Consider the following 20,854-nt stretch of genomic DNA (forward strand, 5'->3'; position numbering starts at 1 on the left):
TTGCCGGGTCATCTTTCAGCACTTGACAACTCTCTGTTGCCGGCTTCACCATTGATACTCATCTTTCATGATACAACACATTATGAGTATTTGATTAGATATTGTCAAGTTTTTGTTAAAATAATTTAATTATTCTGTGAACTTTTAATTATCGTCTTAGATATTATCAAAATTGCATCTATTCACAATCAGCACCAAAGTAAATCCGATCATGTAGTCGACACCGTGGATTAAAAGCTCGATGACAATGTGGGCACTCGCCCAAATGATAAGCAGCAACGGTCATTCGATAGCGACAAGCACCGCACATAACCACTAAACTCGTTGATGAGCTGGCAACAAAGGCGTGTCGGCATAACGCATCATGACACTGATAACATGCATAATATCGCCGACACTGTTCACACCATAACGCAGCAATGTCGGTTTCAAGGTGATAGTGCTGACAACGTCCGGCAGCATCCAATCCTAACCCATAGATGACGGGCATACCGCTAGTCACGCTGGTAAACCCACTTTAACGACCTCACCACTAGTGAACGTTCGCCGTTCCCCAGTAGTCATACGCACCACTAAGCCACCATGCTCATCAATGGCTTCAGCCACCCCAGCTACTACATCATCACCGATTTGGAGCGCTATTTGCTGACCTAGTACTAATGACTTAGCACGATACATTGGCAAAAAGTCCGCCGTAGCGTAGCGTTTCGATAGCGCTACTAACGAGGTTAATAACGCCGCTGCTAGTTGATTACGGTCTACCGGCATTGTCGGGTCCACCGACTGAGCACGTGCTTGCAACGCCCGGGGGAAATCAGTTGTTGTCAAATTAAGCCCAACGCCAACAATGAAGGCTGCCGCAGAAGTTGATTCCAATTCTAAGCTTGCTTCAGTGATAATACCACCAACTTTATGTTGATTGAGATAGATATCATTGACCCATTTCAGGGCAAAATCCTTATTGGGATAAAAACGCTGTAAAACGTCTACGACACTAACTGCAACGCCAGTTGTTAGTAAACCCACATTCGCTAATGCATTCGTTGGATTAGGTAAGATCAAGCTAAAATACAAGCCAGTTTGCGCAGGAGAATAGAATTCACGACCCCGACGACCATAACCAGCTGTCTGTTCATCTGCTAAGAAGGCTGCCAGTCGCGGCTGATGATGACTTAGAAAAGTTTTTGCTAAAATTTGAGTTGATGGTGTCTGAGCAACGACTTCGATTGGCCCCGCAAATTGCTGGTCACTATAAATTTGAATTGCATTAGCATCTAAACGACGACTGCCCACATAGCAATACCCTCGATTCTTGCGACTTTCAATCTGATGGCCTTGCTTCTTCAACGCGTTAATTGCTTTCCAGATACTTTCTCGACTACGCTTAGTCTGTTGAGCTAATTGGTCACCAGAAAGCCAGTCACCAGGATTAGCCAATAAAGCCATTAAGACTTGTTCCTTAGTTGACATACTACTTACCTCGTTTTCTAACATCTGCCACACCTGTCGTAGTAATACCAAAATCAACGACCGCTCGAACTCGACGTGCAATAAATACCGCCAGAGTAGCCTTGATTACATCGCCCGGGATAAACGCCAAGTTGGACAATAAGGCCGCCGATAATGTCATATGTGATTGTATTGCAAGCCAACCAGCCCCGACCACGTCAATAAACAGGATGCCGGCCAGCCAGACGATGCCAACTTCTAACCACCAATAACCACTCTCCATTGCCCGCGTCATCTTAATTAACGTACCAATCAGTAGTGGGGCCAACAACCAAGCCACTAGGTAACCACCAGTTGGTCCTAGAAAAACTGCTGCGCCACCACGACCACCAGATAATAACGGTAGTCCTAGGGCTACTAATCCTAAAAATAGCCCCACCGCCATCGTTCCATATTTGCGGCCCAGTAATTCTGCCGCTAAAAAGATCCCCATATTTTGTAAAATAATTGGTACCGGAATAAACCCAACTGGAATTCCAGGAAAAAAGCCCAATACAATAATTAGCGCAGTTACCATCGCCGTCTGGGTTAAGTGTTTAATCGCCTGCTGATTTGTCATTATCGCACCCCTATTAATCAATTTTAATCGTTATTATAAATCAATAGTAACCTAACATCAATATGAAGGGTTACTATTTAGCGAACAAAAAATCCCATAACCAACTTTACTGGCTATGGGATCCACTTAACTATTCTTTCGGGATACGTTTTTCAACGTGATATTGACGTGCTTCTGGTCTAGGCGTATCAGCTGTCAGTAAGTCATCCGCGTAAAATACCGAATAACCATGATCCTGTTCTAACGGTCGCGCAATCATGAGTCCACGCTTACGTCCGTGACGCGCATTATAAATGTCCGCACTACGGAGCGCTTCATTATAATCGTGCGATTCAGATATTGCGTCACCGGGATTAAATAAGACATTTTCATCCATCTGCCATCAGCTCCTTGTCCTCTTAATACTTTAATTATACACGCTGACACCGCAATGAAGAAAGTTTAAAGATTGATGTCAACATTATAAGTTAATTTCGAGAGCGTTAACCCCTTAGTTACTAATTGGCCAATTAGCACTTGAGCCTTATCACGCATTTTCGCGACCATCACTTTATCTTGCTCAGTCAAGAAGGTCGTCAATTCAGCACCAGACAACTTAGCGGCCTTTTTATCCGTTTCAGCTACGAATTGACCTAGTTCAATTCGACATTCCTTCAAATAGTCAATATCATCTTGAACAAAGTCAGCATAGTGTGATTCAACAATCATTGACAACGTCCGGTAGAGCCAATATGCACTATTCATATCATGCTTTAATGGTGTGTTCGCAAAACTAGGATCGGTTTCGGTCACATTCGCATGGAATGGTAAGTACGGCGCAAAAGCGGGCACGCCAAAGGTCATCCACATAATCGCACTTTGTTCTTCAGGTACATCATTACGAACTTGCATGACGTGTGAATTTTGAGTCCGATTCATTGAGATTGGCCGGAACTTCTTAGCTTCTGGCGTATTCAAGAAGGGATCATACTTTGTTTCGTTATAATGTGAACCGAGTACAAATTCAACGTCGGCCACTGAGATTTTCTTAGCTGCGTGACAAATGAATGGTAATTCGCTTGATTGAGGATCCTGTTCAATTTCTGGATTAAAGTAACGTTGTCCATACCAGACCCGCGGCGTATTGTAGTGCCGATCCTTCTCGTTATCAGTACCAAAAATGTGGCGGAAGTTAAAGCCGGTTTTATCGGGGTTCAAATGATGTTCAGCAACAAATTCCTGAATACCATCGGACCACATAAAGTTGTCAGGGTCATCAAAGTCAACCCATTGAATCGCAACTTGGTTGGCAGCCACCGCGTAAGCATCATCCGGAATCCGTTGGGCAACCCAATGATGTCCTGTGACGATTTCCATGTACCACACGTCGTCTTTATCATTGAACAAGACGCCGTTACCTTCTGGCGAGCCATACTTCGCGATCAACTGGCCCAAGTATTCAACCCCACCGCGGGCAGAATCAATAAACGGCGTGAGCATGGTTGGCAAGGAATCTTCTGCGAGACCATTAGGAACGAAGGGGTCAAAAGTCAGCGTATGTTCATTACCATAGACACTTTCAGTCGAAGAAACACCAACATTTTTTTCGTTAAAGCCATTTTCTTCAAAGACACCCTTCTCAGCAACTTCAATGTTCGGTACAGCTTGGTAACGGTAACCATCTGCTGGAAGTGGTGCGGTAAAGCCATTCTTTCCAGAAGTTAACGTTTCGTTACGACCATGAACGGCGGGATGGACGATAAATTTTTGCGGTGTAATCGGCATAAAGGTATCATCATTGCGGGCAATCATCGTTGAACCATCAACGGTCGCCTTTTTCCCAACTAAAATTGTGGTACAAGCTTGTTCGTACATGCAAGCATCTCCTGTCTTTAATTTCCGTGATCATTATTAATGATACACGCTCTAATTTAAAAAGCCACCATTGCGAAAGCGCTGACAGATAATTCTTACGTAATTTTAATCGCTGATAAATTTATTGAGTTCCATAAATCTTTTCGTAATCTAATCAATAATTCTTAATTTTGAAAAATCATCATCACATTTTCTTCACAATTCGCTGTTAATATGTACTCATAGCAATTAAGGATCCCCCTCCAAGATTGCTACTATAATAATTAACATTCTTTTCATTTACTCCTCCAAAGTAATGAAATCCGTCAAAGCGTAACAACTTTGACAGCTTGATGAGCGGCATGTGAACGTCCCCCCGCTTATATGAATAAACGCTCATCAAGTTATCAGCATATGATTCCCCGTCATATGCTGACCTACTCCTTTTGACCTTCGTATTCCCGTACGAAGGTTTTTTTGTCGGCTTAACGTCCACACACGATTGATAAGCCTATTAACTAACACATTGCATATTAAATACTTTATATTATGTATTCGGTGTACTGAATTTCGGTCAGCGCCCTATCAATCTAACCAAAAACAGCATATAATTTAATTATTATCACATTAAAGGTGGGTCATCTATGCAAGAGGGATACTTAGATCAGCGCTTAATCGGTCAGCGCTTCATTATCAAACCGGCCGATCTAACTGACGGCGTCGCATTCTATGGCATCTTGTACCATTTGCACGCCGCAACACCACTGCACACCGGCGATACCGTTGAAATCACGGCCGTCAGTGCACATGGTCTAACGGTAACGATTATCGCACCACAACAATAGGGGGAATTATTATGGTAGGCATCATCGTTGCAATTATTATCATTCTACTGGTCGTTTTAGTCCTAATCGCTTCCATCCGCATCATCACCCAACCGAACCAGGGTGTCGTCTTAACATTTGGAAAGTTCGAGCGCGTCATTAGTTCTGGCTTTCACTTTATTAAACCGTTCATCTCACGAGTCATCACCGTTAACACGGCCCAGACACCCGTTGATCTTAATCAACAAGTCGTTATCACCAAGGATAACGCTGAAATTTCAGTCAAAATTTCGCTTAAGTACCACGTCACTAACATCGAAGATTTCGTCTTCAAAAATGAAGATTCCGTTCGTAGTATGATTCAAGATACCCGGGCAGCATTACGGGGAATTATTGGAAACAAGGAATTAAACGAAGTCTTAAATGGAACGCAAGAAATCAATGCCGCCCTCTTCAAAGAAATCTCCTCCGTCACGGCGGGCTACGGTTTAAACGTCGACCGGGTCAATATTGACTCCGTTAATCCTTCCGCGGATATTCAAGCCTCAATGAACAAACTCTTACAAGCAACTCGGGAACGGGATGCCACCATCGCAACTGCTGAAGGTAAGAGTAAGTCAATCACACTGGAAAATGAAGCCAATAACCGGGCCTTATTAGCCACCAACAAAGCCCAAAACGAAGCTTTAGTGAATAGTGCAAAGGCGAAAGCAACAGCCGTTCAAACTGAAGCAGATGCTGATGCTTACCGGACGCGGATTTTAAACGAAGCCTTGGCACAATCATCCGAAAACTACTTTATCTTCCAAAACACGGAAGCTGTCAAAGCCTTAGCGGACGGCAACGCCAACACCGTTGTTTTACCTAACCAGACATTAGATAGTTTAGGCTTAATTCCAGCCCTCACAAAGGTTGGTAAATTAACTGCTAAGTAACCCACCAATTATCATAAGTGTTCAAAAAAGTCTTCAGGTTGGTTAACCCCACTTGAAGACTTTTTTGTGCCGTTATTAATATGATGGCAATCATTCAATTCTATAAACCTTTCCGTTAGGTTTCCCCACTCAACTAGGTTAGAATTAGATTGTGCAAAACCATACTTAGAGGTGTTAATATTGAAACAACCTTGGCAAACAGCTTGGCCAGAAAGAATTAGTTACGGACTCAGCGATGCCGCAGATAACCTAGTCTTTCAGATGATGACCACGTACTTATTATTCTTCTATACTGACGTTTACGGTTTATCGACGAGTGCCGCCGCAATTTTATTCGTGGTCGCGCGTCTCGCCGATGTTATTGAAAGTCTGATTATTGGCGTCATGATCGACCACACCCATTCACGCTTCGGTAAGAGCCGCCCATTCTTCTTGTGGTATGCGTTTCCCTACGTCTTGTTTGCAGTACTCACTTTTGTGACTCCTAACTTCGGCGATACTGGCAAATTAGTGTGGGCTTATGTGACCTATTTAGGATTAGGATTCTTTTATACCGCCGTCAATTTACCAATTACATCGATTTTACCGGCACTTTCTCAAAATGAACGTGAATTAACGCTATTAGGGGTTATTCGTCAATTCTTCGGTAGTAGCGTTCAAATCATCGTTGCCGTCTTCACCTTGCCGCTAGTTGCGCTATTCGGTCAGGGTAACCAGCAACGGGGCTTTTTATTAACGATTGTCTTATTTGGTCTGATCTCACTAGTGCTAATTCTGAATACTTTCTTCCAAGTCAAGGAACGCTTTAGCCAACCTGAACGCCCCCATCAATCGCTCAGTGCCGTGTGGGGTATGCTTAAGCAGAACCAACCTTGGTTTATCTTATCTACGGTAATTCTATTATATTGGCTAACAACGGCCATCAAGAATCAAACGACCATCTACTATTTCAAATATTTAATTCAACGCGAAGACTTAGTTCCAGTCGTTAACGGCTTTACGTTTGCCTCGCTAATTGGGGTGATTTTAATTGTGCGCCTAGCTAACCATCACGGTAAGAAGAATACCATGTTGGCCGGGATTGCAATCGCAGCCGTGGGGCAATTCATTTTAGGAATTGGTACTGCTATCAATCAATTGACCTTCGTCTTTAGCGGAACTTTGATCAACGCCATCGGCAACGGCTTGATTATTGGCCTAGTCTCAATTATGATTGCCGATACAATCCGTTATGGCACGGCACTTGGCATTCAAGCAGAAGGCATCTTAGCCTCCACCGATGACTTCGGCGTTAATGTCGGCTTAGGACTTGGTGGCTTAGTCACCGCCGGACTTTTCCATTTAAGCGGCTACACTGCCAATCACGCGCAAAACATCGCCACTCAGCATATGATTACCCTGAACTATGCTTGGTTGCCGTTACTGCTCTACATCGTCATGTTTATCGTGTTGATTTTCTATAATGAACGACAATTGCAGGATGCGATTGATATTTAGTTATTAATCTTTAATTTTGATCACTAAAATGCAATGAGAGTGGGACTAAAGGTGGACTGCTTGCGAGCAAACTTTTGACGCACGTTTCGACAATATTGACAGAAAAATTGTGTTCGATTTCTTGAGAAGAAGTCTTTTCTTTAGAAACCGAACACTTTTAGTTTTGTTCCAAACCCACCTCATTTTTCTACATCTAGATTCATCCCAATAACATTCAACAAAATCACATCGTTTTATCTAATCGTGCAATGACAAAACATTCTACAACTTGTCCTCCCATAATAATCACCATTCCAATGGCCAACATGCAATCCAGTGGTATCATTATTGGCGTTGGAACCCACAATAGAATTACCGTTAGCACAGCAATAATTATAATTAATGACTCATAGTATATTTTAGTAACGTTTCCTGCCCTTAGCTTAAGCAGTTGCCACCGCTCATCATTATGATAATTCTTTTGTAACTTTGCTATTCTGTGAGTCGCATACAAATAGCTTCCCATGATAATCAATAAGATTATTACTAATCCGACCTGTTCAATCATTATTTCACCCCCGATAAAAGATATCCTCAATAGTACAAGTAAAAACTGTCGCAATCTTGAATGCCAAATATAATGATGGATAATATTTAGACTTCTCAATCGAAATAACCGCTTGTCGTGAAATTCCTAACCGTTGCGCGAGCTCCGCTTGAGTCCAGTCGCGCTCTGCTCGTAACACTTTAATTTTATTGTGAATCAAAGTAACACCATCTTTACAAAAAGTAATGTTTTATTTACATTATTAGTATAACAATCTATTATTCTTTTGACTAGCCATTTTTAAAGTAACACCGCTTGACCAGATTCATGGATTAAAACTACGATCATCACAATCATTAAATCGCTTTAACAGCGGCACTTAGCAATCTTAAGAATGGTGACCCACAAGAATGTCCATCAATTACGACTTAAAATCCAATTGGCGTCATAATTTATCGAAAATTTGCTCGGTTGTTACTAAGACTAACTAAAAAAGCGCATGAAAAAAGCCGACCCCGCGGAGTCGACTTTTTCTGAATCAAAAATCCAATTATTTAACAGCTGGAGTCTTGAACCAGCCAATCCGTGATGTAACAACATCAACGATGGCTTTCTTACCAGGTGCCAATAACTTACGAGGATCGTAGCCCTTACCGATTTGGTCTGCGCCAGATTCGATGTAAGCACGAGTTGCGTTGGCAAAAGCAACTTGGTTTTCGGTGTTAACGTTAACCTTGCTAATTCCCAATTCAACAGCCTTAACGATTTGGTCCTTAGGAATACCAGAACCACCGTGAAGTACCAATGGCATCTTAACGGCTTCTGAGATTTCTTGAAGACGATCGAAGTGTAAGCCAGTCCAGTTTTCTGGGTACTTGCCGTGGATGTTACCAATCCCAGCGGCTAAGATGTCGATACCAGTAGCAGCTAAAGTCTTAGCTTCTTCAACATCAGCTAATTCACCTTCACCGATGATACCGTCTTCTTCACCACCAATTGAACCAACTTCGGCTTCAACAGAGATGCCCTTAGCATGAGCTAATTTGACGATTTCCTTAGTCTTTTCTAAGTTTTCGGCAAATGGTAGGTCATGGCCATCAAACATAACTGATGAGTAACCAACTTCGATACATTCCTTGGCAGCTTCGTAGTTACCGTGGTCTAAGTGCATAACAACAGGAACAGTGATGTTCATGCTTTCCATGGTATCAGCAACTAAGTCCATAACGAGCTTGTAACCGCCCATGTACTTAGCAGCACCCATTGAAACTTGGATAATAACTGGGGTGTTAGTGTCTTGAGCACCCTTCAAGATGCAACGAGTCCATTCAAGGTTGTTTGTGTTGAACGCACCAATAGCATAATGGTTCTTGTATGCGTCTTGTGTCATATCAACAGCATTTACAAATGACATAAAATAACCCTCCTAGGTTAATTAAGAGATACGATTTTTGAATCACATTCATTTTAGCACATTTTACATGGGAGTGATAACCGATTTGTCATATTTATTAACCAACGATTACCGGCCAATCGCTATTTTTTGGATAGTCGTCACATTGTAAGCCCTTCCACGTTCATTAAAATCATTTTTCTAACCGCCTTTTTCAAAATGGTGTGCCAGAAATTCAACAGTTATTCATTTGTGATCGTTATAACAACCATTGGCAAAACTAAAATGTAAGAGTTTGTTTTAATTACATTTTCAATTGCCTGTATATCAGTGATTTTGCTAAAAAATCACAAAATAGTGAAATCAAGAATCAACTATTTACATTTGTGAAAAAGTATTTATAATAGTGATTGTGAAATAAACAACAAGTTATTTTTTGCATGGGAGGAACCGTTAATGTTGAAAGAAATTGATGAACACACTAATATCGTGCGTTCGATTGATCGGTTAGTTCTAAACGCCTCATTAGCCGCTAACCGGCTAGAAGTCATGGATCAAGCACAAGTTGATAAGGCCGTGGCTGCTTTGGCACGTGCTGCTCACGCTGCCCGGGGTATGTTAGCAGCAATGGCTGTCGAAGAAACTGGTCGTGGTAATTATCGTGATAAAGTCGCTAAAAATGACTTTGCTGCTCGTAACGTTTACGACTACATCAAGGATGACAAAACTGTCGGTATCATTAATGATGATCCCGTTAATGGCGTGATGAAAGTCGCAGAACCAGTCGGTATCATTGCTGGTGTTACCCCCGTTACAAATCCAACATCAACCGTTATTTTCAACGCCATGTTGGCGCTGAAAACACGTAATCCCATCATCTTTGGTTTCCATCCCTTTGCACAAAAAGCTTGTGTCGAAACTGGTCGCATTATTCGTGATGCAGCAATAGCTGCTGGTGCACCTAAAGATTGGATTCAATGGATTAAAGCCCCTAGTTTAGAAGCAACTAATACGCTTATGAATCATCCAGATGTCGCCACAATTATCGCCACGGGCGGTGCTGGCATGGTCAAAACAGCTTACTCGACTGGTAAACCAGCTTTAGGTGTTGGTCCCGGTAATGTCCCTTGTTTTATTGAAAAAACGGCAAACATTCAGCAAGCGGTCAGTGATGTTATTACCTCCAAGTCGTTTGACAATGGAATGATTTGCGCGTCTGAATCTAATCATTGCCGATCAAATTTACGATCAAGTTAAAAGTGAATTAAGTCACAACGGTGTTTACTTTGTCGGTTCCGACAACTTCAAGGCCTTAGAAGCAACCGTCATGAACCTTGATAAACAAGCGGTAGACCCTAAAGTTGCCGGACAAACACCATGGCAAATTGCTCAATGGGCTGGTTTCAACATCCCAACTGACACTAAAGTCCTCGCCGTTGAATTACCTAGCATCGGCGGCGACCAAGTCTTATCACGTGAAAAACTATCACCAGTCCTCGCTGTTGTTCATGCCAAAGATACTGCGACCGGCTTCAATCTGATGAAGCGCAGTCTGGCACTTGGCGGCTTAGGTCATACTGCCGCTTTGCACACTACTGATGAGACAGTCATGACAAAGTTTGCCTTAGAAATGACTGCTTGTCGCGCGCTGATCAACGTACCGTCATCTCAGGGGGCCATTGGCTACAAGTACGATAATGTTGCCCCTTCCTTAACCCTCGGCTGCGGAACATGGGGACACAACTCAATTTCTCATAACTTAGAGGATTGGGACTTGCTTAATATCAAGACTGTTGCCAAGCGCTTACACCAAATTCGTTAACGATTTGTCAAAATAATCAGGTTATAAATTTAAAATAGTCCATTTGCCGCTAAAAAACGTGACCGCTAATGTCAGTTTAATCTGACACTAGCGGGCACGTTTTAGTTATGACCTCGTTACCTAAGCCAATTTTTTAAACGTCCACACATCCCGGAATTTGTCTGGCCGGTATAGGAACCACCGTCCCAAACTCCAAGTCAAGTAGGCAACGATTAAGGCCATAATAATCCCTGCTAACAACGGCATTTGTGCCCGGTAGTTATCAGTCACCATACCCAAAATTCCCGTTCCAAATTGCGAACAACTAATTGCCACAATCAAGTAACCGATCGAGAATCCCAGCACCGCGCCCCGCCACTGTGGAAAGCGGAAAAAATCTTGGCTACTTTCTAATGATAGATGCTCAAAGGCCCACTGATCTAGCCAATACAGACAACCGCTAATGACTAGGCACAGTGCCAGGATCGTCAATACCCCACTTAACTGATGCCCTTGTAATCGTCCTAGCACGTCCACTTGCCGATATTTCAGACCGGTTAATCCGGCAAGGACATTGATCAAGCCATCATACGCAAAAACAAGACTGCAGGTGAAGACAAAGGCCGCCAACACACTCGCAAAGACGTGCCCGACCCATAAACCAAACGTAGCTGCCAATAAGCTAAGTGTTAAAATCGCTGCCAAAGTTTCAAGGTCTTCATACAAGGTCGCATTCCAGTTAATCTGTACGTGTCTATTAACTATTGCCCGCCAAGCAATTAATCCAAAACTAACTTCCATCACGACATAACCGCTGATCAGTGTCCCTATCAGCAAGCCGATTTTACGTCGATAGATTCGTCGACGCGTTACCGGTAAACTAAATAGATATTGGTCAAAATTCGTAAAATTATCGGTTAAGAATAGCAAGATACCCAATACAAAACTAACGCCCAAACTGACAATTGTCCGTACCCCCGTTACACTCGTTAACGTAAAGTTGGTTGCATGGGCCGCGATATATAGGGAAGGATTGTGGGTAACACTGTAACCTTCTTTTATCCCAGCTAAAAGCAGAATAACCCCTGCTGTTAATAATAAAGTCCGATAGTGGCGCCATAGTAACTGCCACAATTTCCGTTTAGTCATTTCAACGCCCCCCTAAGATAACAATTCAAAATCCGCTTCATCCGTTAGATTAGCCATAAACAAATCAACCAACGAAAGTGGTAACTCCTCTTGAAACACTGGCTTAGTCGCAGCTAGCTTGGCCTGCACCGTGGCGTTAAAGTCCTCAAATACGACAACAATCACCCGCCCAGAAACGTGGACGATGCGTCCTAACTGCTTAACAACAGCTGGAATTTGTTTGTCACGATACACCAGTTGTACTTTACGTGCATTACTACGCATTGTTTCCAGTTGATAGTCATTCACAATTTGCCCATTTTTCAGCATCAGGGCTCGATCAATAACACCTTCTAGCTCAACTAAGTTATGGGAGGCAATAACGATTGAACGCTCACCGGTCGCCACTTCGTCGATCAAAATACCGAGAATGTTTTTACGAATCAGTACATCCAAGCCATCCAACGGCTCATCTAAGAACAAATAAGGCGCTTCAGTTGCCACACTCAAAATAATCGTGAACAAGCCAAAAGTCCCCTTAGAAAAATGACGCAGCTTCTGCTTAGACGTCAAATGATATCGTTTTAATAGCTGTTCAAACTTAGCATTATTAAAATTCGGATAGGCGGTCTGGTAATACCACTGAATTTGTTTAATCGTTGCGCCTTTAAAAAAATTCGCTAACGGATCAATAAAACACAGTTGCGTACGCAATTGGGGCTTGGTCGCAATAACTTGCCCATCAATACTGACATCACCATTGTCAGCTAAATATTGACCATTAATCGTTCGAAAAAGCGTTGTTTTACCGACCCCGTTACGCCCTACAACGCCTATGATTTGTCCTGGTTCAATTGTAAAACTAATCTGATCTAAAGTCGTCCGGTGGTCAATTTGTTTACTTAACTTATTAATTACTAAACTCATACTGGTTCCCCCATTTGATCAAGCCATCCATGCAATTCAGTGATACTCACGCCACTTTGGTAGGCTAACTTGACGATCTGTGCTAACTTTTCATGGACTTCTTGCCGTAGCACCGTCGAGTCACTCACGTTCACATAGGTCCCTTTACCGGGTACGGTTTGAATAACGTGTTGCGCTTCTAGTTGCTTATAAGCTTTGCTGACCGTATTCGGATTGAGCAAGTGTCGGCGAGCCATTGCGCGCACTGACGGTAATTGTTCACCACTACCTAACACGCCGTGCGCAATATCTTGCTTAATTCCCGCTACTAACTGCGCATAGTATGGATAGCCACTATTATGATCAATTTGCATAGCCACACCTCCATGAATGATAGTAATTTACTTAAACCAAATAGTACAGCATAGTACAGTAACTAACAAGGTAAGAAAAAGTTAAAATAACTATCGCGATAAAGTTAGTAGGTTACTATTACTAATCAAACCATCACGAGCATACCTACTACCAATTGTTAAGGCACCCCGTTCTTTAACATGACAATATAAAAAGTCCGCATTCGCAGGTAAACCTACAAATGCGGACTTTTATGATTCGTTCGGCAATTAAAGCTACTATTTTCGCCGTAATTCCGTTGCGGCGTATTCCATAATCGCCATCAACACAATCAAACTAATCGGAAAGGCAATGACACTGACTGTCAAACTGGCCGTGATTTCAAAAAACGAAAAAATCACCATCAACAGCAGAATTGCTGTAATCAACATACCGGTCTCAGCCTTTCCCCAACGCTTAATCATCGTGTTAACCTCATTTCTATTTATTAGTCACCATGAGTTTAACATGCCTGATAATGCTTACTAGTCCTTATCACTAAGAGTTTCATGAGAATTCTATTGGAGCACCCGTGTCATTGTCGTCACCGCTAACCGACCGCCTGCTTTCAATGGTAAAAACAACTGATTACCATCTTCAAAACCCAAACGGTGCCAGAATCGAGCCACCCCATCATCAGCGGTGACACGCGTTAATTGAATGGCCGCGATATTGCTTTGTAATGCAGCCTGCATAAGCCCCGTCATTATCACTTGGCCCACTGACTTACGTTGATAAGTTTGATTAACCATCAACAGTCCAACGAACAATATTTGCTCTTGAGGATACTGATTTAAAAGATCTAAGACGGCCACTAGCCGATTAGCAAGATAAAATCCAAAAACTTGCTTTTGCGCGGCCGCAATTTCATCTGGATGGGCAGTTAAATCATGTCGAATTTCGGTCATTGTTAACGGTTCTGGTGAAAAATACTGGTGGTAACGTGGATTACTTTGTTCCAAGGCTAACAGTGCCTCTTGATCAGCTAAGGTTAATAATCGAATTTTAAAATTCGGTAACTGTGCTTGTAAAGTTGCTAGTTTCATCAATCAGTCCAGACTTTCTCTAAATTATACCAAGTTTCATCCGCATGTTCAGATGCTGCAACACCCTGATTAACAAACCCATTACGTTCATAGAATGGAATTAACCGCTCCAAGCAAGTCAATGCCATACTGGTGCGTCCATGCGCTTGTGCATTTTCAGCCAAAGCCGTCAACAACTGGCTCCCGATTTGTTGGTGACGTGCTAATGGTGAAACCGCCAGCGTGAAGACAAGCTGATGCCCACCTCGCGGTAAATTAGTCGGAGTCGTAGCAAACATGGCGTCTTCAATATAGCGGGCCCCCACTGCTGGTCCTACAATAAAGCCAAGTACAACTGCACCATCACGGGCAACTAGGAAGGTATCAGCCAACTTTTCAATGCGTTCACGATAAGCAGCTTCGCTACCGGCTTCTGCTTCCGAAAAGCCAGACTTCTCAATTGCCATAATTTGTGGTAAATCCGTCATTTTAACTGGTGTGATTTCCATTAATTTTCGCCCTCCAATTCGTACATTTATTATAACAAATGTTGTTAAATTGTTGACTGACTTAATTTTCCTTGAAAAACCAGTGTCGAGCATGTCGTTTTCAGAAGTGACATGCTATACTTGAATTGTGAATTCGGTTACATATCCAAAAATTCACTATTCTTATTGAAATTAGGTGAAGCTTATGCCAGCACAATCAGCAGAACAATTATGGAACGCTTACAATGAAACCACCGATACTCATGGCGCTTCTTATCAAACACGTTGGTTCGGTCAACAAAATAATCCCGCCGAAGTGCAGGCCCTTGCCGAGGCTATTCTGGCCGGTACGAAGACAGCTACGACCACGCCATTGGACAGCTATACGGCAGAACAAGTTGCGATTCCCCAAGTTGGGGACTATAACATTCTTTTGAATGGCGAAATGAAACCCGTTGCCGTACTCAAGACGGTCGTGTCCGAACTTATTCCATTTTATCGAATCTCGGCGGAACACGCCTATCACGAAGGTGACGGTGACCGTACCATCGGTGATTGGCGCAAGCGCAAGACGGAAGAATTTACACCAACGTTAGAAGAACACGGCAAAAACCTCTCATCGGATACTCCAATGGTCAGCGAAGTTTTTGAAGTCGTTTACCGCGCAGATTAATCAACAACGTTAACGGCCTAAGACGGATGTCTTGGGCTTTTTTATTAGAGTGTGAGGGGCGCGGGTTGAAGCTGAGCATTGCCTAGATAAGGGATTAATGCGGGTTAGGCATTGATTCCTTAGCGTAGCAAGCGCAGGCTTCAGCAGCACCGAGCACGTTTCAATAGAGTGTGAGGGGCGCGGGTTGAAGCTGAGCATTGCCTAGATAAGGGATTAATGCGGGTTAGGCATTGATTCCTTAGCGTAGCAAGCGCAGGCTTCAGCGGTAGCCGCATCTACTTAGCTAATTTATACTAACCAAACACCGCAATCATTGCTCCAAACCGCCAGTCAGCACGTGATTTAGCGAGCCGAGCCGTGGAGCACCAAATAACTGATCAATGATTGCAAAAAGGGCTTGTCACCACACCATTTTTCATTATAATTAAAGCTCGTACTAAACTTGTTGTTTAGTTTAACAAAACAATAATTGATTCGAGGTGAATGTCACGGACATTGGTCAACGTATCCGCAACTTACGGATTCAAAAACAGCTTACGCAAGAAGAACTCGGTGAACGAACTGACCTCAGCAAAGGCTACATATCACAGTTAGAGCATAATCAATCATCACCCTCAATGGAAACTTTCTTTGCGATTCTTGAAGTGCTTGGTTGTGCGCCCAGCGATTTTTTTGCGGCGGAACAACCTCCTCATAAATTGGTCTACCATCCTGCAGATCAGACCACGTATGACGATGAAGCCTTAGGATACCGTGTGAAATGGCTCGTACCCGCATCTAACGAAAATCAGTTAGAACCGGTCACCGTCACACTGGCACCTAATGGTCGCTTCAAATCTTTTGAGCCGTCGCCGGCAGAGACCTTCATTATGGTCCAAACCGGCACTTTAAGCTTACAGCTCGGAACTCAGCAATACACTGCCAATGCAGGTGATACGCTGTACTTTCACGCGACTAAGACGCATCAGATCCGCAACCTAGGGACCACATCCTGCACGTTCACCTTGGTTACGACCGCGTCCTACCTATAATCATGTCACACCCTATCGAGCCCATTTTAAGTTACAATGGCTCGGTACACGTTTTAAGGAGGTCTTTACTTTGGGGGTTAATACACAACCTATTATTCGGTTAACCAACGTAACCAAAAGTTACGGGGAACATCAAGTTTTAAAAAATATCGACTTAGATCTCGAAGCTGGTAAGTTCTATACCTTACTCGGCCCTTCTGGCTGTGGTAAAACAACCATTTTGCGCACCATTGCAGGCTTTACCGATGCTACTTCTGGTCAAGTTTATTTTGACGGTCAAGTCATCAACACCCTGCCGGCCAATCAACGCCAAGTCAACACAGTCTTTCAAGACTACGCCCTTTTTCCACACCTGAACGTAGCGGAAAATGTCGCTTTCGGCCTTAAACTACACAAGGTCGCTAAGGATGAGATTGAAACGCGCGTCCAAAAAGCACTTGCGATGGTTCAATTAGCCGACTTGGGTGACCGCGAAATTAGTGAGATTTCTGGCGGTCAACAACAACGAGTCGCGATTGCGCGCGCACTAGTTATGCAGCCTAAGGTGCTCTTACTTGATGAGCCATTATCGGCTCTCGATGCTAAGCTTCGCAAAGATATGCAGTATGAACTACGCGACTTACAACAACGGCTAGGCATTACCTTTCTCTTCGTTACTCATGACCAGGAGGAAGCTCTGGCAATGAGCGATGAAATCTTCGTCATGAACGCTGGTGAAATTTTACAAGGTGGTTCGCCAGTCGATATTTACGACGAACCCATCAACCATTTCGTAGCTAACTTCATTGGTGAAAGTAACATTATTCCGGGCAAAATGCTCAAAGATTTTGAAGTAGAATTTGTTGGCAAACAATTTGAGTGTGCCGATGCTGGAATGCAACCCAATGAACCGGTCGAAGTCGTACTCCGACCAGAAGATCTCGATATCGTGGCTGCTGATCAAGGTAAGCTGGTCGTTACTGTCGACTCCCAACTATTCCGGGGTAACTATTTTGAAATCGTCGCTTACGATACCGATCATAATGAGTGGCTGGTTCACTCAACTAATCCAGCAGCGGAAGGTGAACCGATTGGCTTAACCTTTGACCCGCAAGACATTCACGTCATGCGGCTCAATGAAAGCGAAGCGGCCTTCGATGCCCGCCTTGAACAATACGAAGATGACTAGGAGGTGGCAATTATGCAGCAAAAACAACGGCTGAGTCGTAACACGGCCTATTTTATTCCGTACATGTTGTGGATCATCCTCTTCGTCATTGCACCAGTATTACTATTAATTTATCAATCATTTTTTAACATTAACGGGCAATTTACACTGAGTAATTACCAAACCTATTTTTCATCCAACACTTACTTGATGATGACACTCAACTCCGTTTGGTACGCCTTCTTGATCACACTCGCAACATTGTTAATCAGCTATCCCACAGCTTACCTACTCAACGAGACAAAGCATCCGCAACTGTGGCTACTCCTGATCATTATGCCAACGTGGATCAACTTATTACTCAAGGCCTATGCGTTCATTGGCATCTTTAGTCAGGCGGGGATTGCTAACCAGTTTCTAAGCTTCATCGGCATTGGTCCTAAGCAGCTACTCTTCACTAATTTTAGCTTTATTTTTGTCGCAGCCTATATTCAGATTCCATTTATGGTCTTGCCCATTTATAACTCTATTAGTGAACTGAATCCGTCCTACGTTAATGCTAGTCGTGACCTAGGCGCAACGAATTGGCAAACTTTTAGTCGCGTGATTTTCCCACTGACACTTCCCGGTGTTAAAGCGGGGATTCAAGCTGTCTTTATTCCCTCACTATCGCTCTTCATGTTGACTCGGCTAATCGGGGGTAACAAAGTAATCACGCTGGGGACTGCGATTGAAGAGCACTTCTTGACGACGATGAACTGGGGCATGGGTTCCACGATTGGTGTCGTCTTGATTATCGCAATGGTTATCATCATGTGGCTAACCGGCGGCAGTAAAAAGCGCACACGAAAGGGGTTAACGAAATAATGACCTTACGTAACTTTAAGTGGCGCAACTTATACCTGTGGCTCGTCTTCATTGTGCTATACGCGCCGATTATTTTTCTGGTCGTCTACTCCTTTAGCCAAGGTACGACCATGAACAACTTTCATGGCTTTACCTGGCAACACTACCAGGACCTATTTGCCGATAGTCGCTTAATTGCCATTTTTCTCGACACTATCTTGATTGCACTCTTATCGTCATTATTAGCTACTATCATCGGGACTCTGGGAGCACTCGGTATCAATAGTACGACCAAACCGATAACTCGCAATACTTTATTATCATTAAATAACATCCTAATGGTTTCCCCCGACGTTATTATTGGGGCCAGTTTTTTGATATTCTTCACCGCGCTTAAAATTCCGCTGGGCTTTGGCTCGGTCTTACTGAGTCACATTGCCTTTTCAATTCCAATCGTGGTGTTAATGGTCTTACCCAAGATTCAAGAAATGAGTAGTAGTTTACTAGACGCAGCGGCTGATTTAGGTGCTAACAATTGGCAACTACTCAGTCAGATCATTGTGCCATACATCATGCCCGGAATTTTTTCTGGCTTCTTTATGGCGCTGACCTACTCCCTGGATGACTTTGCTGTCACCTTCTTCGTTACCGGGAACGGTTTTAGTACCTTATCCGTTGAAATCTATTCGCGGGCTCGCCAAGGTATCAACTTGGAAATCAACGCCCTATCAGGCCTAATGTTCTTGATGGCCCTAGTGTTAGTAATTGGTTACTACTTCATCAATCAATATAGCCGACGGCACCGGCGGCCAGCAGTCAGGGGGCGGCGGAAATGAAAAAATTATTGAGCATCATCGTTAGCCTGCTAGCGGTTTGTGGCTTATTAGCATTCGGCGCCCAACGCTTACAGACAAGCTCTGGTAGTACTGGCAAAAAAGTCTTGAATTTATATACTTGGGGAGATTATATCGATCCAAGTTTACTGACCAAGTTTCAGAAGCAGACGGGCTACCACGTTAACGTGGAAACCTTTGATAGCAACGAAGCCATGTATACCAAGATCAAACAGGGCGGTACGAGCTATGACTTAACGGTTCCTAGTGATTACATGATTGAAAAAATGAAAAAAGCCCACCTGCTCTTACCACTTGATAAAAGTAAGCTGACCGGGATGCAGAACTATGACTCACGCTTCATGAATTTGGACTTCGATCGGCATAATCGCTATTCAGTTCCTTATTTCTGGGGTACCTTAGGGATCATTTATAACGACAAGTACGTTCAACCAGGGCGTATTAAGCATTGGAACGACTTGTGGCAGCAAAAGTATCACAACAAGGTTATGCTAATTGATAGTGCCCGCGACGTGATGGGCTTTGCGCTCGCATCAATGAACCAGTCTATGAACACAACCACCCCTGCCACCTTGCTTGCTGCTCGTAACAAGTTAAACCGACTATCGCCGAACGTCAAGGCCGTCGTAGCGGATGAGATCAAGATGTACATGATCCAAAATGAAGCCGCAATCGCGGTCGACTGGTCTGGTGAAGCCAGTGAAATGTTGGCTGGCAATTCGCACTTGCATTACGTTGTCCCCTCTGAAGGAAGTAACTTATGGTTCGACAACTTAGTCATTCCAAAAACGGCCAAACATTTCAAGGCAATTTACGCCTTCTTGAACTTTATGAATGAACCTAAGAATGCCGCGCAAAATGCAGAGTACATTGGCTATGCAACACCTAATCGGAAAGCTAAGGCGCTACTGCCTAAAGCCATTCGCAATGACCGCCAATTTTATCCAGACAACAATACCATTAAACATCTCCAAATCTACCAAGACTTATCACCAGCTAAAGTTGGCCTGTATAATGACCGTTACTTGGAATTTAAGATGCATCATTGATTGACTTGCCGTGTTAGCATTGACATCAGTTCTAACCAGTACCACAGGATAAGTGGCCTTAAGAAACAACTGATTATAAAGTAAAAGGGCCTGACTTGAAACAAAGCGTTTCAAGTCAGGCCCTTTAATGTTGACACGATTTACCGCAATGTCAGGCCACCAATGATCAAGAATTTAATATTTGCTATCACTCACTACTAACGCTAGTACCATTCCTAAACTGAGCCGATTTAGCCAATAACGATCCGCGGTGGTTGGAAAAACAATAAATTGTAAGTTTAAAACGAGTAGCGAACAAAACGCACTGATGGCCAACCACCAAAGTGCGTTAGAAAACAAGATCGTCAGTAAGCAGACCGCTACCACTAGGACAAACCACGGTTGAATTGGTATCCGTATTGATTTAGTCGTCATTTTGACCGCCCCCTTATCATGCC

At 43.2% G+C, this 20,854-nt stretch carries 26 protein-coding genes; 11 read left to right on the forward strand and 15 right to left on the reverse strand.

The window, feature by feature from the left end; translation table 11 throughout:
* Nucleotides 1–178 precede the first annotated feature (178 nt).
* The 5 genes from RXV91_RS11650 to RXV91_RS11670 all read right to left on the reverse strand — a co-directional run bounded on the left by RXV91_RS11650 (nucleotide 179) and on the right by RXV91_RS11670 (nucleotide 3,922).
* Entirely contained in the window at nucleotides 179–502 is a 324-nt protein-coding gene (locus RXV91_RS11650; protein ID WP_316439986.1) for a hypothetical protein, read from the reverse strand.
* Complete coding sequence (locus tag RXV91_RS11655; protein ID WP_316439987.1) at nucleotides 499–1,470, reverse strand: biotin--[acetyl-CoA-carboxylase] ligase; 972 nt, start codon at nucleotides 1,468–1,470, stop codon at nucleotides 499–501. Before RXV91_RS11655 ends, RXV91_RS11650 begins: the two co-directional genes overlap by 4 nt.
* Before the next feature lies 1 nt (nucleotide 1,471).
* Nucleotides 1,472–2,068, reverse strand: coding sequence for a biotin transporter BioY (locus tag RXV91_RS11660; protein ID WP_316439988.1), 597 nt, complete (start codon nucleotides 2,066–2,068; stop codon nucleotides 1,472–1,474).
* 130 nt (nucleotides 2,069–2,198) lie between these two features.
* On the reverse strand, nucleotides 2,199–2,444 hold the full coding sequence (locus RXV91_RS11665) for a hypothetical protein (protein WP_003641910.1): 246 nt from the start codon (nucleotides 2,442–2,444) through the stop codon (nucleotides 2,199–2,201).
* A gap of 65 nt (nucleotides 2,445–2,509) precedes the next feature.
* The gene (locus RXV91_RS11670) at nucleotides 2,510–3,922 is read right to left on the reverse strand and encodes a C69 family dipeptidase (protein WP_316439989.1); all 1,413 of its coding nucleotides are present in this window, start codon (nucleotides 3,920–3,922) and stop codon (nucleotides 2,510–2,512) included.
* A gap of 623 nt (nucleotides 3,923–4,545) precedes the next feature.
* Here RXV91_RS11670 and RXV91_RS11675 point away from each other — a divergent pair.
* From RXV91_RS11675 to RXV91_RS11685, 3 genes are all read left to right on the forward strand, one after another.
* Nucleotides 4,546–4,746, forward strand: a complete 201-nt coding sequence (locus RXV91_RS11675; protein ID WP_316439990.1) for a hypothetical protein — start codon at nucleotides 4,546–4,548, stop codon at nucleotides 4,744–4,746.
* Between the two features lie 11 nt (nucleotides 4,747–4,757).
* Entirely contained in the window at nucleotides 4,758–5,660 is a 903-nt protein-coding gene (locus RXV91_RS11680) for an SPFH domain-containing protein (RefSeq protein WP_316439991.1), read from the forward strand.
* A gap of 180 nt (nucleotides 5,661–5,840) precedes the next feature.
* Nucleotides 5,841–7,157: an MFS transporter gene (locus RXV91_RS11685; RefSeq protein WP_316439992.1), complete on the forward strand. Its 1,317-nt coding sequence runs from the start codon at nucleotides 5,841–5,843 to the stop codon at nucleotides 7,155–7,157.
* A 223-nt stretch (nucleotides 7,158–7,380) separates the two neighbouring features.
* Here RXV91_RS11685 and RXV91_RS11690 read toward each other — a convergent pair whose 3' ends face one another.
* The 3 genes from RXV91_RS11690 to fba form a co-directional block, all read right to left on the reverse strand.
* Nucleotides 7,381–7,704: a hypothetical protein gene (locus RXV91_RS11690; RefSeq protein WP_316439993.1), complete on the reverse strand. Its 324-nt coding sequence runs from the start codon at nucleotides 7,702–7,704 to the stop codon at nucleotides 7,381–7,383.
* Between the two features lie 4 nt (nucleotides 7,705–7,708).
* On the reverse strand, nucleotides 7,709–7,882 hold the full coding sequence (locus RXV91_RS11695) for a helix-turn-helix transcriptional regulator (RefSeq protein WP_396426772.1): 174 nt from the start codon (nucleotides 7,880–7,882) through the stop codon (nucleotides 7,709–7,711).
* 351 nt (nucleotides 7,883–8,233) lie between these two features.
* The gene (gene fba, locus RXV91_RS11700) at nucleotides 8,234–9,097 is read right to left on the reverse strand and encodes a class II fructose-1,6-bisphosphate aldolase (protein ID WP_021731972.1); all 864 of its coding nucleotides are present in this window, start codon (nucleotides 9,095–9,097) and stop codon (nucleotides 8,234–8,236) included.
* Nucleotides 9,098–9,532: 435 nt separating this feature from the next.
* Between fba and RXV91_RS11705 the strand changes: the two genes are divergently transcribed.
* On the forward strand, nucleotides 9,533–10,333 hold the full coding sequence (locus tag RXV91_RS11705; protein WP_316439995.1) for an aldehyde dehydrogenase family protein: 801 nt from the start codon (nucleotides 9,533–9,535) through the stop codon (nucleotides 10,331–10,333).
* Between the two features lie 70 nt (nucleotides 10,334–10,403).
* A complete protein-coding gene (locus tag RXV91_RS11710) occupies nucleotides 10,404–10,898 on the forward strand; it encodes a hypothetical protein (RefSeq protein ID WP_316439996.1) in 495 nt (164 codons plus the stop codon).
* Between the two features lie 120 nt (nucleotides 10,899–11,018).
* On the opposite strand, the gene RXV91_RS11715 is transcribed toward RXV91_RS11710, so the two are convergent.
* The 6 genes from RXV91_RS11715 to RXV91_RS11740 all read right to left on the reverse strand — a co-directional run bounded on the left by RXV91_RS11715 (nucleotide 11,019) and on the right by RXV91_RS11740 (nucleotide 14,838).
* Nucleotides 11,019–12,026, reverse strand: coding sequence for an acetoin ABC transporter permease (locus RXV91_RS11715; RefSeq protein ID WP_316439997.1), 1,008 nt, complete (start codon nucleotides 12,024–12,026; stop codon nucleotides 11,019–11,021).
* A 12-nt stretch (nucleotides 12,027–12,038) separates the two neighbouring features.
* Nucleotides 12,039–12,932 (reverse strand): ABC transporter ATP-binding protein, encoded by an 894-nt coding sequence (locus tag RXV91_RS11720; protein ID WP_316439998.1) that lies wholly within the window; start codon nucleotides 12,930–12,932, stop codon nucleotides 12,039–12,041.
* On the reverse strand, nucleotides 12,929–13,285 hold the full coding sequence (locus tag RXV91_RS11725) for a GntR family transcriptional regulator (protein ID WP_316439999.1): 357 nt from the start codon (nucleotides 13,283–13,285) through the stop codon (nucleotides 12,929–12,931). Before RXV91_RS11725 ends, RXV91_RS11720 begins: the two co-directional genes overlap by 4 nt.
* A gap of 258 nt (nucleotides 13,286–13,543) precedes the next feature.
* The gene (locus RXV91_RS11730) at nucleotides 13,544–13,729 is read right to left on the reverse strand and encodes a hypothetical protein (protein ID WP_316440000.1); all 186 of its coding nucleotides are present in this window, start codon (nucleotides 13,727–13,729) and stop codon (nucleotides 13,544–13,546) included.
* Nucleotides 13,730–13,822: 93 nt separating this feature from the next.
* The gene (locus tag RXV91_RS11735) at nucleotides 13,823–14,350 is read right to left on the reverse strand and encodes a GNAT family N-acetyltransferase (RefSeq protein WP_316440001.1); all 528 of its coding nucleotides are present in this window, start codon (nucleotides 14,348–14,350) and stop codon (nucleotides 13,823–13,825) included.
* Nucleotides 14,350–14,838, reverse strand: coding sequence for a GNAT family N-acetyltransferase (locus RXV91_RS11740; protein WP_316440002.1), 489 nt, complete (start codon nucleotides 14,836–14,838; stop codon nucleotides 14,350–14,352). The genes RXV91_RS11735 and RXV91_RS11740 overlap by 1 nt, the downstream gene beginning before the upstream one ends.
* 184 nt (nucleotides 14,839–15,022) lie before the next feature.
* On the opposite strand from RXV91_RS11740, the gene RXV91_RS11745 reads away from it, so the two are divergent.
* The 6 genes from RXV91_RS11745 to RXV91_RS11770 all read left to right on the forward strand — a co-directional run bounded on the left by RXV91_RS11745 (nucleotide 15,023) and on the right by RXV91_RS11770 (nucleotide 20,417).
* Nucleotides 15,023–15,490, forward strand: a complete 468-nt coding sequence (locus tag RXV91_RS11745; protein ID WP_021731981.1) for an ASCH domain-containing protein — start codon at nucleotides 15,023–15,025, stop codon at nucleotides 15,488–15,490.
* Between the two features lie 479 nt (nucleotides 15,491–15,969).
* A complete protein-coding gene (locus tag RXV91_RS11750) occupies nucleotides 15,970–16,521 on the forward strand; it encodes an XRE family transcriptional regulator (RefSeq protein WP_316440003.1) in 552 nt (183 codons plus the stop codon).
* A gap of 70 nt (nucleotides 16,522–16,591) precedes the next feature.
* Entirely contained in the window at nucleotides 16,592–17,689 is a 1,098-nt protein-coding gene (locus tag RXV91_RS11755; protein ID WP_021731983.1) for an ABC transporter ATP-binding protein, read from the forward strand.
* Nucleotides 17,690–17,701: 12 nt separating this feature from the next.
* On the forward strand, nucleotides 17,702–18,535 hold the full coding sequence (locus RXV91_RS11760) for an ABC transporter permease (protein ID WP_021731984.1): 834 nt from the start codon (nucleotides 17,702–17,704) through the stop codon (nucleotides 18,533–18,535).
* Nucleotides 18,535–19,350: an ABC transporter permease gene (locus RXV91_RS11765; RefSeq protein WP_033610035.1), complete on the forward strand. Its 816-nt coding sequence runs from the start codon at nucleotides 18,535–18,537 to the stop codon at nucleotides 19,348–19,350. The genes RXV91_RS11760 and RXV91_RS11765 overlap by 1 nt, the downstream gene beginning before the upstream one ends.
* Nucleotides 19,347–20,417, forward strand: coding sequence for an ABC transporter substrate-binding protein (locus RXV91_RS11770; RefSeq protein WP_316440004.1), 1,071 nt, complete (start codon nucleotides 19,347–19,349; stop codon nucleotides 20,415–20,417). The genes RXV91_RS11765 and RXV91_RS11770 overlap by 4 nt, the downstream gene beginning before the upstream one ends.
* Before the next feature lie 174 nt (nucleotides 20,418–20,591).
* Here the strand turns inward: RXV91_RS11770 and RXV91_RS11775 are convergent, their stop codons facing one another.
* Entirely contained in the window at nucleotides 20,592–20,831 is a 240-nt protein-coding gene (locus tag RXV91_RS11775) for a hypothetical protein (protein WP_396426774.1), read from the reverse strand.
* Between the last annotated feature and the right edge of the window lie 23 nt (nucleotides 20,832–20,854).

Origin of the sequence: Lactiplantibacillus sp. DA1 (assembly GCF_032681335.1) — a bacterium.
Classification (GTDB): Bacteria; Bacillota; Bacilli; order Lactobacillales; family Lactobacillaceae; genus Lactiplantibacillus.

Bases quoted from the DNA above. Each gene is read 5' to 3' on its own strand.
- RXV91_RS11675 (WP_316439990.1), top strand. From the start codon at position 4,546: ATGCAAGAGGGATACTTAGATCAGCGCTTAATCGGTCAGCGCTTCATT.
- RXV91_RS11665 (WP_003641910.1), bottom strand. From the start codon at position 2,444: ATGGATGAAAATGTCTTATTTAATCCCGGTGACGCAATATCTGAATCG.
- RXV91_RS11760 (WP_021731984.1), top strand. From the start codon at position 17,702: ATGCAGCAAAAACAACGGCTGAGTCGTAACACGGCCTATTTTATTCCG.
- RXV91_RS11660 (WP_316439988.1), bottom strand. From the start codon at position 2,068: ATGACAAATCAGCAGGCGATTAAACACTTAACCCAGACGGCGATGGTA.
- RXV91_RS11710 (WP_316439996.1), top strand. From the start codon at position 10,404: ATGAACCTTGATAAACAAGCGGTAGACCCTAAAGTTGCCGGACAAACA.
- RXV91_RS11670 (WP_316439989.1), bottom strand. From the start codon at position 3,922: ATGTACGAACAAGCTTGTACCACAATTTTAGTTGGGAAAAAGGCGACC.
- RXV91_RS11735 (WP_316440001.1), bottom strand. From the start codon at position 14,350: ATGAAACTAGCAACTTTACAAGCACAGTTACCGAATTTTAAAATTCGA.
- RXV91_RS11725 (WP_316439999.1), bottom strand. From the start codon at position 13,285: ATGCAAATTGATCATAATAGTGGCTATCCATACTATGCGCAGTTAGTA.
- RXV91_RS11775 (WP_396426774.1), bottom strand. From the start codon at position 20,831: ATGACGACTAAATCAATACGGATACCAATTCAACCGTGGTTTGTCCTA.
- RXV91_RS11705 (WP_316439995.1), top strand. From the start codon at position 9,533: ATGTTGAAAGAAATTGATGAACACACTAATATCGTGCGTTCGATTGAT.
- RXV91_RS11765 (WP_033610035.1), top strand. From the start codon at position 18,535: ATGACCTTACGTAACTTTAAGTGGCGCAACTTATACCTGTGGCTCGTC.
- fba (WP_021731972.1), bottom strand. From the start codon at position 9,097: ATGTCATTTGTAAATGCTGTTGATATGACACAAGACGCATACAAGAAC.
- RXV91_RS11740 (WP_316440002.1), bottom strand. From the start codon at position 14,838: ATGGAAATCACACCAGTTAAAATGACGGATTTACCACAAATTATGGCA.
- RXV91_RS11655 (WP_316439987.1), bottom strand. From the start codon at position 1,470: ATGTCAACTAAGGAACAAGTCTTAATGGCTTTATTGGCTAATCCTGGT.
- RXV91_RS11770 (WP_316440004.1), top strand. From the start codon at position 19,347: ATGAAAAAATTATTGAGCATCATCGTTAGCCTGCTAGCGGTTTGTGGC.
- RXV91_RS11720 (WP_316439998.1), bottom strand. From the start codon at position 12,932: ATGAGTTTAGTAATTAATAAGTTAAGTAAACAAATTGACCACCGGACG.
- RXV91_RS11690 (WP_316439993.1), bottom strand. From the start codon at position 7,704: ATGATTGAACAGGTCGGATTAGTAATAATCTTATTGATTATCATGGGA.
- RXV91_RS11715 (WP_316439997.1), bottom strand. From the start codon at position 12,026: ATGACTAAACGGAAATTGTGGCAGTTACTATGGCGCCACTATCGGACT.
- RXV91_RS11730 (WP_316440000.1), bottom strand. From the start codon at position 13,729: ATGATTAAGCGTTGGGGAAAGGCTGAGACCGGTATGTTGATTACAGCA.
- RXV91_RS11745 (WP_021731981.1), top strand. From the start codon at position 15,023: ATGCCAGCACAATCAGCAGAACAATTATGGAACGCTTACAATGAAACC.
- RXV91_RS11680 (WP_316439991.1), top strand. From the start codon at position 4,758: ATGGTAGGCATCATCGTTGCAATTATTATCATTCTACTGGTCGTTTTA.